We start from the raw sequence: 15045 nt of genomic DNA, 5'->3' as shown, positions 1-15045 counted from the left end.
GACCTTTCCCTTGGAGCCACAGGCTTGCTTAGTGCGGTGGCGAAAGGCGTCTGAAACGTTTCCACCGCTTCTTCAATGTCTGATGATCGGCAGCCACGCGTGAAGCGAGATAACCTCGCGCGAAGGCCGCACCCGACGTCGCTTGGGGCGATGTTCGCGGCAGCAGTTTCAACAGCTGGTCGGCGACAACGGCATCGTTGCGCCAGCCTAGGTCATCCTGGAGTTCGGTCAACGCACTGACATAATGTCGGACGGCGCGCCTCGGGCACAGTGACGCAAAGAACTCGGTGGCGTATCGCAATTTCTTCGCGGCAATGCGGGCGCGGTGACGACGATGATCGTCAAGATCGGCGAGCCGCTTGCCGCGTTCGATCAGTTTCCTGTGTCGACCACGCAGAACTTCTGCGGCGAACTGCCGGGCGGGCCTGCCCATTCCCTCACGCTGCTTGTCCGACATCCCGTCCTGCCATCCCTTTCGGTTCAACCAGAGCGAGAGTTGGAGAACCAGCCGGGTATAGCGAACCGACTCGACTGCGGCTGCCGCCCGCTGCCGGTTGCTGACAGCGATCTGCTCGCACGCCTGCCGGACAGGCAGGATTTCGTCCGCGTTGCCGTTGGTCCCCGCATGTTCGAGCGTCGATCCCGCGAGCACTTCCCAGTCACGTGCGGCGCCGAGCTCCGATGCAATCCAGCGCAGTTCGTCGTCAAGGCCGGAGTAAGCGGGGATCAGCTTTGCAAACAGATCCAGCGCCGAGCGGAGACGACGAAGCCCCACGCGCATCTGGTGCACGCTCGACGGATCGTGGCCGGACACGACGCCACGTTCGTTCGCGTGGACCTGATCCAGACAGTTGCGCGCGATATTGCAGAATGCGTCCTCGATCGAATCGCGCTTGTTCAGATGCACCGGTTGTGCCTTGACCGCGTCGCTGTGCTCCGCTACGAGCAGTTCGTAGCCAAGATCGGCCTTGCTGAGATGGTCGATGCGCAGCGGCACGATTTCCAGCAACTCGAGCGCGACGCCGTACAGGCTCTCTGGCTGGCCGTGTTTCAGCTCCAGTTCCACAGCCGCGATCCGCACCGAGCCGGACTCCGCCTCGACAGTCCCCTCGTCGAGCGCAACTTCGAGTTCATCTCCGGACGGCAAGCGCAGCGGAATGACGGATCGATTGATCCGGGTGACAAACACCGGCTTTAACCGGGCGGCAGTGGCACTGTCACGGATCAGCCTGCCGCAGTCGGTATCAGCGGAGATCTGGTCCTGCAGCAACTTCAGATCGGGCGTGTCGCCATCGACGGGCATCTCGAACTCCTCCCTGTCGAACAAGCCCGCCTGCACCGATCCTTCCAGTTTCAGCGTCTGGACTCGCTCGTTCCCCGCGGCACGCACGCGCAGCGAAGACTTGCACCAGTGGAACGCAAGCTCGGGCGTATCGAAATACGTACTTACTAGCAATCGGGGAGCGTCCCCTTCGCCTTTCAGTGGCGAAAGCAAAGGCGCGCGGCGCAACGTCTCGAGATCTTCGGTGGGGATTCGCAGCTTCAACTCCCGTTCCATGCTGCCTCCTATTTGCGTTCCCGACTATCAGCCTATACCGAAACCACGAGATTGCACGTCAGGCGTGCGGCTCGCTGGCGAGTGCGATACTTGACGCTCGATGCCAGACGTTGCGCTTGGTCCGACCGATGTCCGCGGAAAAACGATGCACCCAATTCCCCGACCGTCGTCAAACGAGTCACGCCCGCTGCTCCTTCGCTCGCGGGTTGTGGACGCGAAGGGCAAGCGGCGGCCGAAGCACCTGCTGCCGCCTCATGCCGCATCACCGCGCGAGTGGCCCGGTATGGATCGATGAGGCCACGAAAGCAGCGGGCACAAGGCAAACTCCCGGCTCGCAGCCCATTGCAGATGCCTGTGACGTGCTGATCCAGTATCGCTGCTGCGCGGCATCGTACTGAACATGGCCGCGCGAGACCTGACACCCTAACCACTGAAGCACTGCCTCCCGATCGGTCCCCGTCCTCTTCGCAAGCTGCTGGGCGGAGATGGGATTGTCAGCGAGTGCTCCATACAAGCGGAGCGCGTCCACTTGGGCCGGCGTTGCTTCCGAACCTGAGGCCTCGCATCGATGCACCACTGCGCCGACGTATTCGAAGAGCTTGCCCTGATAGTTAGCCATGTTGACCTCCATTGATTTCCGGTAGCAGCGCATTCCACTCTGGTAGTAATCTGGGCGTAAGCGGCGATCGGATGTTTGCTGTTTGACGGAATCAGCGTGCGCCCGGAAGGTTGTATTGAGCGTTGGAGCCATCGTGGGAAACGTCGAAACTGCTGACGCTTCGTGCGGCCCACTGCGTATTCGCCTCCTCGGCGAACTCGAACTGACGCGCGGTGGCGCCCGGATTCCGTTGCCCGCATCGCGCCGCACGCGCGCGCTGCTGGGCTATCTCGTTGTGGTCGGCGACCCGGTATCGAGATCGGCGCTGTGCGACCTGCTTTGGGAGGGTCCCGACGATCCGCGCGCAGCACTTCGCTGGGGTCTGTCCAAGCTGCGCCCTCTGCTCGACGACGCATCGCACGAACGCATCGTGGCGAGCCGCACGTATGTGGCGTTTGAAGCCGCCGATGCATTTATCGATGTAACCAGACTTCAGGCGCTGCTCGGACGGGGAGTGGAACAGACACCCGTTGCTGCGCTGCAGGAAGCAGCGCAGTTGCTGCGTGGTGACTTTCTTGGCGGGCTCGAGCTTCCCAGCTGCTACCGCTTCTACAACTGGTGTGTTAGCCAGCGTGAACGATTCGGCCGGATTCGTGGCGCAGTGCTGCGCACGCTGGTCGCGACGCTGGCGTCAGATGTACCGCGCGCGTTGCAGTACGGGCGCGAACTGATCGACGCCGATCCGCTCGACGAGTCGGCCCACGCAACGCTGATCGGCCTGCTGGACGCGGCAGACCGTCATGCGGATGCGCAGGAGCATTACCAATATGCGCGCGAGTTGCTCCAACGCGAGATGGGCGGGAGCGCGTGTGCGAGCCTCGACGACGCGGTTCGGCGCAATCGGGAAGAGGCATGCCGGCGTCGCGCCGGTCACGGTAGCGATCGTGTGCAGCGCGCTGACAATCTTGCGCCTGATGACCGTCTCCGGACTGCCGTGCAACGCGGGTATGGGAGCACCCGCGATCAGGAACCGGGCTCGCGTTTGCCTCTGGTTGGGCGCGAAGTGGAGCGCGCACGGCTCGATGACGTGTTGGCGTCGTCGTCGGGCGCCGGAACGTTGACGCTGTTGACGGGCGAGCCGGGCATCGGCAAGACGCGCCTGCTCGAGTATTTCGGCCAGTGCGCTTCGAATGCCGCCTATCGCGTGCTGCGTGCTCGTTGCTACGAAGCCGAGACGATCCGCCCATACGGCATCTGGATAGACGCATTGCGCCACGCCACGAGCGACACGGCGCCTCAGGCCGTTGACGAAACGCTCGCGCCGCTCTTACGTACAACTGTCAACAGCACGTCCGACATGCAGCGCGATGAGGGCAGCCGCGAGCGGCTTTTCGAGGCGGTCGTCGCCCTGCTCGGCCGTCTGTCGGTCGAACAGCGGCTGGCCGTCGTCTTCGACGATGTTCATTGGCTCGACGAAGCATCGGCGGCGCTCCTGCATTTCGTTCTGCGGCGGCTTACGCCCGACCTGCCGGTTGTCTTTGTCGCCGCCGCGCGTCCTGCCGAAACCGAGGACAACCGGTTTGCAGCGACTTTGCTGCAGTCGCTCGCGCGCGACGGCAAGGTGACGCGCGTCGAGTTGGCGCCACTATCCGCTGCCCAGGTGGCCGCACTGATCGACGCGTCGGGAAGCGATCTCCAGATCGAACAGGCGATGAAAGACAGTGGCGGCAATCCCCTCTTTGTGCTCGAAATGGCCCGCGCAAAATGCGCGCATCGTGAAGCCTCGACGCCCAATGTCGAGGCCTTGATCGGGGAGCGGCTCGCACCGATCGATGCGCGCACGCGCGACCTGCTGTCGTTCGCGGCTTCTATCGGGCGCGAATTCGCGCCCGAGCAGCTTGCGCATCTGCTCGACCGACCGCTCGCCGACGTGCTGTCGAGCCTGGCCGAACTGCAACGTCGACGCGTTCTTGCCGCGGTCTCCCAGACTGGGTTCGATTTCACCCATGATCTGGTGCGACAGATCGTCTATCGGATGCTCCCGCAGCCGCACCGGCGAGCGATTCACCAGCAGATCGCGCGGCAACTGCTGGCCGCGAGCCCGCACGACCCGCGACTGCACGGCGAAGTCGTTCATCACGCGACGTTGGCTGGCGACTCGCGCATGACGGCGCTAGCGTGCGTCGAAGCCAGCCACCACTGCCAGGCAGTGTTCGCGGCCAGCGAGGCTCGCGCTGTCGCGGAACGCGGTCTGGCTCATGCGCGCTCATTGCCGCGCGGGAGCGAGCGGGTTCGGCTCGAAATCCGGTTACTCGCCGCGCGACTCGTATCCATGGCGAGTTCCGGCTCGGCATGTCCTGCGTCGATGGAACAGGAATTTGAGCAGGCCATTCAGGAAGCAGAAGCGCTGTCGCTACATGCTGAGGTGGTGGAAGGTCTCCATAGCCTGTCGTGGCTCACACAACAGGCGAACGACGTCGAACGCACGCGTGAAGTCACGATCCGCGCAGCAGCTGCGGCGCGCAAAGCCGATGCGGCGACGCGGTGCAAACAGCTTGCCAATACCGGGCGGTGTCTGCTCGAACTGGAGCGCGACCTGCAGCGGGCACGCACCGTTCTGGAGGAAGCGCAGAAGCTGGCTGGACGCCTCGATCTGCGCGTCGTGGAACTGATGTGGGGCGAAGCGCTGCTTGCGCGAGCCGACGGAGCACTGGATGCGGGATCCGCACAGTTGAACGACGCGGTCCGGCAGGCGCAAGCGATCGGGGACCACTGGCGCGAGTATCAGTGTCTCGTCTGGCTCGCGACCGTCGATTTCGAGCGCGGCGCTTACTCGCAGGTCACGCGGTTGGCCGACGCGATCGGCGTGGCCGCGCGTCGTATGGGCTACCCGGGTGCGCCCTACGCCGAGGTCATCAGCGCCATTGCGTCGCTCCGTCTGACGGGCGGCGACGCGCGCGCGTGCGGGTTCGAAGGGCTCGACGCATTACGCAAGGCCGACGACAAGCGGCATCTTTGCTATGCGCTCAACGCGGTGGCGCAGATCTGTCTGGACTGTGGAGACAGCGGCCGTGCGAGCGTTCACGCAAGTGAAGCGCTCGAGGCAGCGAAAGTCCTCGATTCACCGACCGGGAAAATCGTTGCGACAGCGGTGCTGGTCGAGGCCGCGCTCGCGAGAAGCGAGATGGAATCCGCCGAGTCCCTTCTCGCTTCGCTGCGTGAGTTGCTCGCCGGCAAGCCGATTTCGCCTGGGAGCAAGGCAGCACTGCAACGAATCCCTGAGCGCTACCCCTCGACTACAACCATCGTTCAAACGCACATGGAATAGATTGCAGCAGATGCAGTTTTTCTCGCCCCACGGAGCATTACCATGTCGCACGTCGTCGTTGAAAGGAGCTTTCCGAGGCCACAGTCGGATGCGGACCTGTCCATAGTGGAAGACCGCCTCGCACCGTGCAGCGAAATGTACGGCGTCATCTGGAAGCGCAGCGTGGTTTCCCTGGATCGCAGACATATGATCTGCGAATACGATGCCCCCGACGCGGAAACCGTCCGCAAGGTGCAACGGGAAGCTGGCGCTGCCTTTGACCACATCTGGTCAGGCGAGGTGATAGGAAGCTGAAGCCGCAGGAGCCGAGAGCCTCGACCAGGCGTCAAGGAACTCCTTGCTGCGGCGAGCGCGCCGGTACTCGGCCCTGCTAGTCTGCTGACGCGTTCGGAGAAGACTTACAAACCGGACCGGCATGCGTGTAATGGGAGACTCGTGACACAACCAGGAACGACCGAACGGCAGGACGACTAGAAAAGCACTCATGTTTAATCCGCGCCGACGGCGAACGCACCAAACCGACCCCGAGCGGACGATTAATGTCGGACGACAAACGTCTGCTGTCACCAAGATTGCGGCCCTTCAACACGCCATTGTTGACGTCGCTTCCTACGAACCGGGGTCGACGACGAACTGCCGCACCGGCCCCATCCCGAACAACCAGCGGCGTCCCCGAAGCAGACGCACGGTGTGCCCCTTTGCGCAAAGGTGATTTCGATTCCCGGCACTTCTGAGGCCAGCGACCCGCGCCTATAGTCGGATCAGCTTTCGGACGCTATCCCCAACTGCATGAGGGGACCCGCACGAAGCTTCCCTAATCTGAAGGAGCAAAACATGTTGACCAAGACGTCCCCGGCGCTTCTCGCCGAACCAGCTGTCGCGACCTTGGACGCGCAATACTTCGAGTACACGTCGTCCGCCAATCCGATCGGCGCGAAGCTCATCTCCCGCGTGCCTTTCCGCAATTTCCCGCCTTCGCTGTACGCGGACGGCGCAACCCGAGTCGTGCCGCTCGACCTCTCAGCGGAGTTGGGTTGCCCCGGCCCCGCGACCGGTCCCGGCTTGAGCGCCAGTTTCCTGCGCATCAACGCGGGGGACGCATTGACGCTCGCCCCGAACGCGACCTCGCAGGTTTGCTACGTCATCAGCGGAACCGGCAGCGTCACGCAGGCTGAGACCCGCTTCCCGTTCGCGCAGGGCGATTTCTTCACCCTACCAGGCGGCGAAGCCGCTGTGCTGTCCGCCGACGCGACGGCCACGCTCTATTACGTCAACGACGCGCCGCTGCTCACCTATCTCGGCACGACCGGCGTCCGGGCGCGTTTTGCGCCGACGCTCTATCCGGCCGCCCAGGCGCAGGCGGAATTGCGTAAGGTCTCGGAAGAAGCCAATGCGGGCCGCCGAAACCGCATCAGCGTGCTGATGGGCAACGCCAACTTCCCGCAGACGCGAACGGTCACGCATGTGTTGTGGGCCATGTTCGGCATCGTGCCGCCCAACTCAATGCAGAAGCCGCACCGCCACCAGTCGATTGCACTCGACTTCATCGCCGGGGGCACGCCAGGCGTCTATACGCTAGTCGGTACCGAACTGGACGAGAACGGCAATATCGCGAATCCGACACGCGTCGATTGGGAAGCCGGGATGGCGTTTGTTACACCGCCGGGATACTGGCATGCACATTTCAATGAAACGAACGAGAACGCCTATGTGATTCCGATCCAGGATGCCGGCTTGCAAACCTGGTTGCGCACGCTCGACATCCGCTTCGCCCGCTAAGGCCGAAGCGCCTGCGCGAGTCCGTCGTCCCAGTACGGCGGCTCGCCAATCGCCTCGGCGTAGAAATCCACGAAGGCGCGTACCTTCGACGATACGATTTTCTTCGGCGGGTAGACCGCCCAGACGGCTGGCTCGGCTCGCCCCGTGCGCGCCTCCCATGCAGGCAGCGCGTGCTGCAGGCGCCCTTCGCGCAGGGCCGTAGCCGCAAGCCAGGTCGGCAGGAGAGCAAGGCCGCAGCCGGCCACAGCGAGTTCCAGCACGGCTTCGGAGTCGTCGGCGCGCAAGCGCCCTTGCAATTCCACCTGCACCTGCTCCGGCGATGCCTGTGCATCTGCGGTGCAAGTGAAAGACCATTTGTCGTCGGGCAGCAGGGCCAAGCGAAGCGCATCGTGCGCGGCCAGATCGTGAGGGACACGAGGCATCCCGCTCCGCTCGAAATACGCCGGGCTGCCGCAGACGATACGACGATGCGGCGCAATGCGTTTGGCCATCAATGACGAATCCGGCAACACGCCGATACGGATCGCCACGTCAATGCCAGCTTCGATCATGTTGAGCTTTTCGTCGGTCGATACGATATCGAGGTCGATGTCAGGGTAGCGCGTCATAAACGCTGGCAGATGCGGCACGATATGCCGGCGCCCGAATGCCGGCGGCATCGTGATTCGCAGCACGCCTTGCGGTGTGCGATTCAGTGACGACGTAACCTGGCGCGCGTCATCGAGCGCCTGCAGGGCAACCATGGCGTGTTCACGAAATAGCTTGCCGCCCTCCGTCAGGACGAGCCCCCGCGTCGACCGGTTAAACAGGGCAATGCCCAGATCCTTTTCCAGCTCACTCACGTAGCGCGAGATGGTCGAGGTCTTGACTGCCATCTCATGGGCCGTCTTGCTGAAGCTCTGCAGTTCCGCTGCGCAAACGAAGGCCCGTACCGCGGCAAAATAATCCATGGCATTTCTGACGCGAATTGAGCGTTCTGCAAGGAGCTTCACGAAGTGAGGACCGGAACCCGCGAAACGCTCTGTCCGCGGGACCTCGGCGCATGCGCGCGAACCGGATAATCCGGATTTGCTTAGGCGGGTAGTGTACTGGTACGGCGCTGCTAACGTGAAGAGGAGCCGATCGCAGCGTCAAAGCCATAGCGTTGAAATGCGAAAGTCCGCTTCACGGGACCGTTCGGCCGCTGGTTACAGGTCCGCGAGTGTCGCTTGTTGGCCGCGCACTGCCTTACATCCCACAAGCCTGTGTGTCGTCCAGTTGAGGCGCACCTCAACCGGACCGCCGGGCAGCCGCGGAATACTAGTCTCGCGCGGTCAGCAAACAGGAAGGCAGCATGATGTTGGCCGTCGCCCGCCCCACCAAACATCCCGTAGGCAACGCTGCTTTTACAAAACCCCCGCTCGCTTGAGGCTCGCGGGGGTTTTGTTGCCAAATCGCTTGGCGCGCTGGTCAGCGCGTCGCCGCAAGCGCTCGGTGCTGCGCGAGGCGCAACGCGTCAATCGGCGTCATCACCGGCGTACCCGCATCCGCCGCTGGCTGTTGCCCGCTTTGGACGACGGCACTTTGCTCATTTAGCGCATGCGCCGGCCGATCCGCCGCAGCGACCGCCATCGCAGCCGCAGCTGCGGGATTTACGACCACCGCCGGCCGCTCCACCACGAAGCCGCCGTCCTCCGCAGCATCAGCCAGCAACCCGTTGACCCGCGCAACCTCGTCCGCGTCCAGCGCCGCCGTCGCGGCCTTGAGCTGCAGCAACGCGACAATCGCCGTATAACGCGCCCGAATCAGATCGCGACGGGCCGTATAAAACGAATCCGCTGCTCGCAGTACATCGGTGCTCGTACGGCTGCCCACCTTGTAGCCCACCTGCGTCGCGTTCAACGCGGCACGCGAGGTCTGCACGACCCGCATCAACTGTTCGACCCGCGTCACGCCGTCGTGGAAGCGCGACCAGTTTTCCCGCGCGGTCGCGCCCGCTATTCGCGTCGCGCCGAGCAGTTCCTCGCGCGCTTTGTCCTGGAGTGCCAGGGTTTCGTCGATGATCGCATCCGTCTCGCCACCCTCGAAAATCGGAATCGTCACCGACAGCATCGCGGTCGTGGTGGTGGTCGGCCGCACGTAGCCGGAGGCCGCGCCAGCCGGCGTATGGCTCGCCGTCAAATTGACGACCGGCAAGTGCCGCGCGCGCGCTTTCTGCACTTCGAACTGCGCGATCCGCTCGTCGATCTGCTTCAACTGCACCATGTAGTCGTGCGCCTGTGCGCGAGCAACCCAGCTATCGCGGTCGTCGGGACTCAAGCGTGGCATCAATGCGGCCTCCGACAAATGCGCCAGTGACGTAAACGGCTGGCCCGTGATCTGTTCTAGCGCCTGGCGCCGCAGCTGCACATCGCTGCGTGCATCGGCCTGCTGCAGCCGGGCCTGCTCGCGCGCAGCGTCAGCGTCCCGCAAGTCGATGACGGTCGCCTCGCCCGCCGCCCGCCGACGCTGCAATTGCTCGATATGCTGTTCGAGCGCGAGCGTGTAGTCGTCGGCGCGCGCCAGTTCGTCTTCGCTGGCGAGTTCGTCGAAGTACGCGCGCACCGCCTGCAGGATGGCCCCTTGCTGCGCTCGCGCAGCGTCGAGCGCGCCGCGCGCACTGATCAAGTCGGCCTGGCGGTAGGTCGTCCAGCGGCTCCAGTCAAAGACCGGCTGCGTCAGCGTGACGGTCCAGCCGTTTTGCCAATAGCTATCGGTCGGAACACCGTCGATGGAGGTTCGGTTATACGCGCGCCCCCAGCCGCCCGCCAGTTGCGGCAACAACGCGGCGCGCGCCTTCGGCACCGCGAGCCGCGCGGCCCTCGAGCCCGCGCGCGACGCCGCCAGCTCCGCGTCGTGCGCGACCGCCTGGTCGGCAACGGTGAGCAGGTTGACGGCTGCGGCGGGGCTCGCGTAACCGAGCGACGCGAGCGCGATCAGCAGGCCCGGCGCCATCCGCTTATTCATCGACGAGCGCTTCCGCACGCGCCTCGCAAAGCAGCGCACCGTCGACCAGCCGATAACGCGTATCGAATGCAGCCGCGAGCGACATGTCGTGCGTGATCACCACGATGGTCCGCTCGATACGCCGCAGCAATCCGACGATCTTGCGCACCGACGCGGGATCGAGGTTCGACGTCGGTTCGTCGAGCAGCAGCAGTTCGCGTTGCTGGTATAGCGCCCGCGCTAGCAGCAAACGCTGCCGCTGCCCGGCCGAAATGTTCGCGATCGTGTCGCTGATCACGGTGCGAGTGCGCATCGGCAGGCGCATCACGTCGGGCAGCAGGCCGACATCGTCGAGCAGCGCGTGAATGCGCGCTTCGTCCGCGTTGCCGGCGAAGAGCGATACGTTATCCGCAATCGAGCCGTGCAGAATCAGATCGCCCTGCCGCATATGAACGGCATGCCGGCGGATTTCGTCGACGGTGAGATTCGGCCACGCGATGCCGTTCAGCAGGATCTCGCCTTCCTGAACCGGCTCAGCCGCGGCGAGCAGCTTGAACAGCGTGGACTTCCCGCTGCCCGACGCGCCGGTGATAACGATCTTCTCGCCCTTGCGGATCACCAGGTTCGCATTCCTGAGCACCGGTTGATCCGACACACCGTAGCGGAACGTGACGTCGCGCACGTCGATACGCTCGAAGCTGCGCACCTCGACGGTCTTATGCACGTCGCCCGGCGGCGTGTAGCGCTCCGCTTCGACGCCGACGATATCGCCCACCCGCGCGACCGGCACGCTCAGCATGAAGTAGGCGAACGCCGCGTTGATCGAGCGCGCGAAGCGCTCCGATAGCAACGACTTGTAGATCAGAAACGAATAGAACACGCCCACCGAGATCGCGCCACCGAGCATCAGGCGCGCGGCAAACCAGGTGATCGCAATCATGTCGGCGTAGTTGACCAGCTTGAGGATCGCGTCGCGCGCGCTGCCGAGGCGGCTGTTATGCACGAGCGCCGCGAAATACGCGCGGTACTTCGCCATGAAGATCGCGGTACGCCGCGTCTCCCCCTGCGACAGCTTGATCAGCGACGCGCCGCGAATCGTCTCGATCAGCGTGTCGTCGCAGCGCGCCGACGCTTCCAGCACGAGCGCGTGCGTGTCGCGCATGCGCGTAAAAAGTGCGAACGACACCACCACGTAGAGAACGAAAACAAGCAGCGCGATCAACGTCAGTGGGGGGCTTTGCGCGAGCATTAGCGCCAGCGCGAGCAAGCCGACCACCAGGTCGATGCCGAGCGCGATCATGGTACGAGTCGCGTACGCGCTGATCTCGTCCTGCGCTTTCACGCGCGCGAACAGGTCGCCGACGTGACGCTTCTCGAAGTACGGGATCGGATTGCTCAGCAGCTTCGCCAGCAGCCCCTCGGTCAGGTTCATCTGCACGAGGCCGTGCAACAGTTCGACGAGGTAGGTTTCGATGTACTGGCTCAGCGCGCCGACTATGAAGATGCCGGAGAACGTCAGGACCAGAACGTTGAGCAGATTCAGGTTGTCGGCCGCGACGACGTCGTCGAGCACCAGATTGCCGAGATAAGGCATCGCGAGAATCGCGAACTGGCTGCCGAGCGCGATGAACATCACCTTGGCGATCTGCGCGCTGAGCTGCGGATTGAGTGCGCGCACCCGCGCGAGCGCCGCCGGCACGCGCGACTTGTTGCCGATGCGCGGCATCGTCGCGCTGGGCGCGCATTCGAGCAGATAGCCGGATACGTTGGCGACGAAGGTGTCCATCGAAATGCGCCGACGGCCGCATGCCGGATCGATCACCTGCACATAACCGCGCCCGCATTTCTCGAACACGACGAAATGCGCGCCGCCGAAATGCAGGATCGACCCGCGTTTGACGCTCGGAAGATCGCCGCTGGCGAAACGGTAGGCCTGCACCGCCAGCCCGAATTCGATGGCGACGTCGTACAGGTCCATCAGCGACAAGCCGTTTGCCGAGACCGGCCTGAACGCCTGCAATTCGTGCACTTCGGTCGCCCGGCCGAAGTGCGACAGCACCATCGCGAGGCAGGCGTAGCCGCATTCGGCGACTTCGTTCTGATAGATTGCGCGCACCGTCAGCCTCGCAGCACACGGAACAGTGGCGCAAGCACCCATTCGGCGATGGTGCGGCGCTCGATCACGATGCTCGCCGTCGCAACCATGCCGGGCAGGATGTCGAAGCGTTGCCGCTCGAAGTTGAACGTGTCGCCGCCCAGCGTGGCCCATGCCATGTAATCGCCCTCTGGACTGCGCGGCTCGGAGGCGCCTGCCTGCGACATCGGCGAGCGCACCGTAGTGCGGGAAATCGAGTCGATCCGCGCTGGGTAACTGCCGAATCTCGCATACGGAAACGCGTCGAATTTGAGCCGCACGATTTGCCCTTCGCGGACGAAGCCGCGCCGCCGCGACGGAATGCGCAACGCGGCGCGCAGTGCGCCCTTCTCGCCGGTCGAGATGACGAGCGCCACGTCGTCCGGCGCGAGCGTGCGCCCGGGAACCAGTGCGGAATAGGTCACGACGCCCGCTTTCGGCGCGGAAATCGTGGCGTCGTGACGACTTTGTTCGAAGCGCATGCGAATGTCCTGCAACTCGCGCGCGTGGCGCGCATCGAGTTCGTTGAGCTGGGCGCCGAGGCCCGCTTGAGTGCTGAGCGCGGCACCCAGATCCGCCGCGAGCTGCTGACGACGAGCAGCGCTTTGCGCAAGCGCAACTTTCGCCTGATGCGTGTCGGCGCTCGCCTGCTCGATGCGGTCGGCGGCGACGTAGTCCGCCACCGACTCGAGCCGCGCGAGTTTGCGGCCAGCTTCATCGGCGAGCGCGCGGTTTTGCGCCAACTGCTCGCCGAGCGCGGCGATTTCCGCGTGCCGGCTTTGCGCGGCGAGCCGCGCGGCATCGAGTTGTGCGCGTAGATCGGCCTTGCGCTGAAGGTACTGGGCATCGCTCGTGCGAATCTGCTCATCGCGCTCATGTTCATCGAAAGCCGTGCGTTGCAGGCCGTTGCTCGCGAGCGAGAAATCGCGGTCGAGACGAAACAACGGCTCGCCCGGCGCCACGCGCGACGCACGGCTCACGTAGATCTCCGATATGAGCCCGCTCAGCCCTTGAATCTTGATCTCGGCCGGCGACACGATTTCGGCGCGCACGTCCTGCTTCAATTCGACCTCGCGAACAAACGCGAACGCGATCGCGACGGCTATGAGCGTGGATGTCGCATACGCGATCCAGCGCCACGAGATGTCCCTGAACTGCGGAAGTTGAATGGGTTCCATAGGGTTATTGCCGTCGGTTGGCAACCGGCGCTGGGTCTGTCCGCCCGAGGCGGGCGTCGGGCCGCGCGACGGGATTGCCTCACGGACGAATGTCTAGCGGGTTGGCGCGAACGCGTACATCGACGGGTGTCCGGCGACGAGCCAGTCGCGATAGTTGTCACGCACCGCTCGTTCTATGTACGTGGCTAGCCGTTGGGGCGCGTCGGGACCGGCGAGCGGCAGCGGCTCGAACGATTCGCCGCTGAAGCGGCCCCGCTCGAAACGCAGATAAAACGGCAACAGCACTGCGTCGAACGGTGCGCCCAGCCGGAACACGCCGTTATGGATGCGCGCGTCACGTCCGAATATCGACACGCTAACGGTCTCCATCGGGTAGCGGTACAGCGTGAACGGCGGCACATCGGCGAACAGCACCGCGACGCCATTGCGTCTCAAGGTTCGGGCCACCCGCAGGCCCAGCCCGTTGCGGTCGCTCTCGCCGTACGTGTAGAGCACGGTGACGCTGGGAATGAGCGTCTGGTCCTCGCCGTACATGTCGCGTGGCACACCGGACACCACGGAGATCGAATTGAGCCCGAGCAATTCGCGCAGCGCGTCGATCACATAAATGTTTGCATATTGCGATACATAGTGAAACGGCGACACGATGACGGGCCGTGCCGGCGCGTCCGCCTGCAACTGGCGGATCTTTCCGGCAAGCGTTGCCGCGACGGCTTGCAGATCCGGCCATACCTCGCTGCCGCGCGACTGCCGGCCATAATAGATCCGCTGGTCGATCAGTCTTTCGCGCAGGCTGCCGGACGACACATGTATTGCGCTGAACCGCTCGAGCCGCAACACGTCACGGCCGATCTCACAGCGAGCGATACCGTTCCAGCGCGTGCGCGCGTCGACGAGACTGTGGATTGTCCATACGGCAGCAGCGAATGGTTCGATTGCCGAAGCCGGCATGCGGGCGATCAATCGGCCTTGCAGTCGGCGCATTACCCGCGCGATCCCGTTGCGCAGCGAAGCCAGCAGAACCGACCCGTTGACCCACCACCCCATGTTTGGCTCCACGTTGATGCGTTAGACCGGGGAGACGTCCGCGCGGACCTCCCCGGCATGCCGGCTATTACGCCTTGACTACCGGCGCGGGCGTTGTCGGCGTCGTCGCGCAGGAAGTCTTGCAGCAGCCCCCCGCGACAGCGGATTTAGCCAGTTCATTGCGATTAATTTTTTGCATTGTTCAAGTACCTTTTAGCGATTGAATAAATTAGCTCGAAAGCAATTCCCTGCATCGAGCAACGCAATCCTAACATTAGAAATTATTGAGCCGCCACGACCTGCTTTATTTTAGGAAATTTCGCTTTATTGGATCAAACGCGTTGTCGTCCGAATAGCTGCGCTCCCAGTATGCGGCAGCCACGATAGGCCGGTGGCGCGCGTCAAGGCGGCCTGTCCGGATTGACCAGAAGGCAAAGCGAGCTGTTTGTTGGCCATTCAGACAATAATTAATCTGACGCA

The 15045-nt window shown here is 63.8% G+C and carries 10 protein-coding genes; 3 read left to right on the top strand and 7 right to left on the bottom strand.

The features are described 5' to 3' along the window. Positions 1-28 precede the first annotated feature (28 nt). A complete protein-coding gene (locus tag ABQJ48_RS04140; RefSeq protein WP_367836170.1) occupies positions 29-1558 on the bottom strand; it encodes a CYTH and CHAD domain-containing protein in 1530 nt (509 codons plus the stop codon). Between the two features lie 262 nt (positions 1559-1820). Then, positions 1821-2177 carry a hypothetical protein gene (locus ABQJ48_RS04135; RefSeq protein WP_367836169.1) on the bottom strand — a complete coding sequence of 119 codons (357 nt, stop codon included), beginning with the start codon at positions 2175-2177 and terminating at the stop codon, positions 1821-1823. 133 nt (positions 2178-2310) lie between these two features. Between ABQJ48_RS04135 and ABQJ48_RS04130 the strand changes: the two genes are divergently transcribed. The 3 genes from ABQJ48_RS04130 (at position 2311) to ABQJ48_RS04120 (ending at position 7263) form a co-directional block, all read left to right on the top strand. Beyond that, positions 2311-5484: an ATP-binding protein gene (locus ABQJ48_RS04130; RefSeq protein ID WP_367836168.1), complete on the top strand. Its 3174-nt coding sequence runs from the start codon at positions 2311-2313 to the stop codon at positions 5482-5484. A gap of 42 nt (positions 5485-5526) precedes the next feature. Next, positions 5527-5778 carry a nickel-binding protein gene (locus tag ABQJ48_RS04125; protein ID WP_367836167.1) on the top strand — a complete coding sequence of 84 codons (252 nt, stop codon included), beginning with the start codon at positions 5527-5529 and terminating at the stop codon, positions 5776-5778. Positions 5779-6318: 540 nt separating this feature from the next. Next, positions 6319-7263, top strand: a complete 945-nt coding sequence (locus tag ABQJ48_RS04120; RefSeq protein ID WP_367836166.1) for a cupin domain-containing protein — start codon at positions 6319-6321, stop codon at positions 7261-7263. Here the strand turns inward: ABQJ48_RS04120 and ABQJ48_RS04115 are convergent. The 5 genes from ABQJ48_RS04115 to ABQJ48_RS04095 all read right to left on the bottom strand — a co-directional run bounded on the left by ABQJ48_RS04115 (position 7260) and on the right by ABQJ48_RS04095 (position 14586). Further along, positions 7260-8213 carry a LysR family transcriptional regulator gene (locus ABQJ48_RS04115; protein WP_367836165.1) on the bottom strand — a complete coding sequence of 318 codons (954 nt, stop codon included), beginning with the start codon at positions 8211-8213 and terminating at the stop codon, positions 7260-7262. The genes ABQJ48_RS04120 and ABQJ48_RS04115 overlap by 4 nt on opposite strands. A gap of 499 nt (positions 8214-8712) precedes the next feature. After that, positions 8713-10248, bottom strand: coding sequence for a TolC family outer membrane protein (locus ABQJ48_RS04110; RefSeq protein ID WP_367836164.1), 1536 nt, complete (start codon positions 10246-10248; stop codon positions 8713-8715). Continuing rightward, complete coding sequence (locus ABQJ48_RS04105) at positions 10241-12343, bottom strand: peptidase domain-containing ABC transporter (RefSeq protein WP_367836163.1); 2103 nt, start codon at positions 12341-12343, stop codon at positions 10241-10243. The genes ABQJ48_RS04110 and ABQJ48_RS04105 overlap by 8 nt, the downstream gene beginning before the upstream one ends. A gap of 2 nt (positions 12344-12345) precedes the next feature. Further along, on the bottom strand, positions 12346-13539 hold the full coding sequence (locus ABQJ48_RS04100; protein WP_367836161.1) for an HlyD family secretion protein: 1194 nt from the start codon (positions 13537-13539) through the stop codon (positions 12346-12348). Positions 13540-13632: 93 nt separating this feature from the next. Continuing rightward, positions 13633-14586 carry a lysophospholipid acyltransferase family protein gene (locus tag ABQJ48_RS04095; protein ID WP_367836160.1) on the bottom strand — a complete coding sequence of 318 codons (954 nt, stop codon included), beginning with the start codon at positions 14584-14586 and terminating at the stop codon, positions 13633-13635. Positions 14587-15045: the final 459 nt, after the last annotated feature.

It is taken from the genome of Paraburkholderia suaedae (assembly GCF_040812055.1).
Classification (GTDB): Bacteria; Pseudomonadota; Gammaproteobacteria; order Burkholderiales; family Burkholderiaceae; genus Paraburkholderia.
The sequence above is the reverse complement of the archived record's forward strand: the minus strand, read 5'-3'. Positions and strand labels throughout refer to the sequence as shown.

Coding starts and splice junctions, on each gene's coding strand:
- ABQJ48_RS04140 (WP_367836170.1), bottom strand. CDS start 1,558: ATGGAACGGGAGTTGAAGCTGCGAATCCCCACCGAAGATCTCGAGACG.
- ABQJ48_RS04135 (WP_367836169.1), bottom strand. CDS start 2,177: ATGGCTAACTATCAGGGCAAGCTCTTCGAATACGTCGGCGCAGTGGTG.
- ABQJ48_RS04125 (WP_367836167.1), top strand. CDS start 5,527: ATGTCGCACGTCGTCGTTGAAAGGAGCTTTCCGAGGCCACAGTCGGAT.
- ABQJ48_RS04120 (WP_367836166.1), top strand. CDS start 6,319: ATGTTGACCAAGACGTCCCCGGCGCTTCTCGCCGAACCAGCTGTCGCG.
- ABQJ48_RS04115 (WP_367836165.1), bottom strand. CDS start 8,213: ATGGATTATTTTGCCGCGGTACGGGCCTTCGTTTGCGCAGCGGAACTG.
- ABQJ48_RS04110 (WP_367836164.1), bottom strand. CDS start 10,248: ATGAATAAGCGGATGGCGCCGGGCCTGCTGATCGCGCTCGCGTCGCTC.
- ABQJ48_RS04100 (WP_367836161.1), bottom strand. CDS start 13,539: ATGGAACCCATTCAACTTCCGCAGTTCAGGGACATCTCGTGGCGCTGG.
- ABQJ48_RS04095 (WP_367836160.1), bottom strand. CDS start 14,586: ATGGGGTGGTGGGTCAACGGGTCGGTTCTGCTGGCTTCGCTGCGCAAC.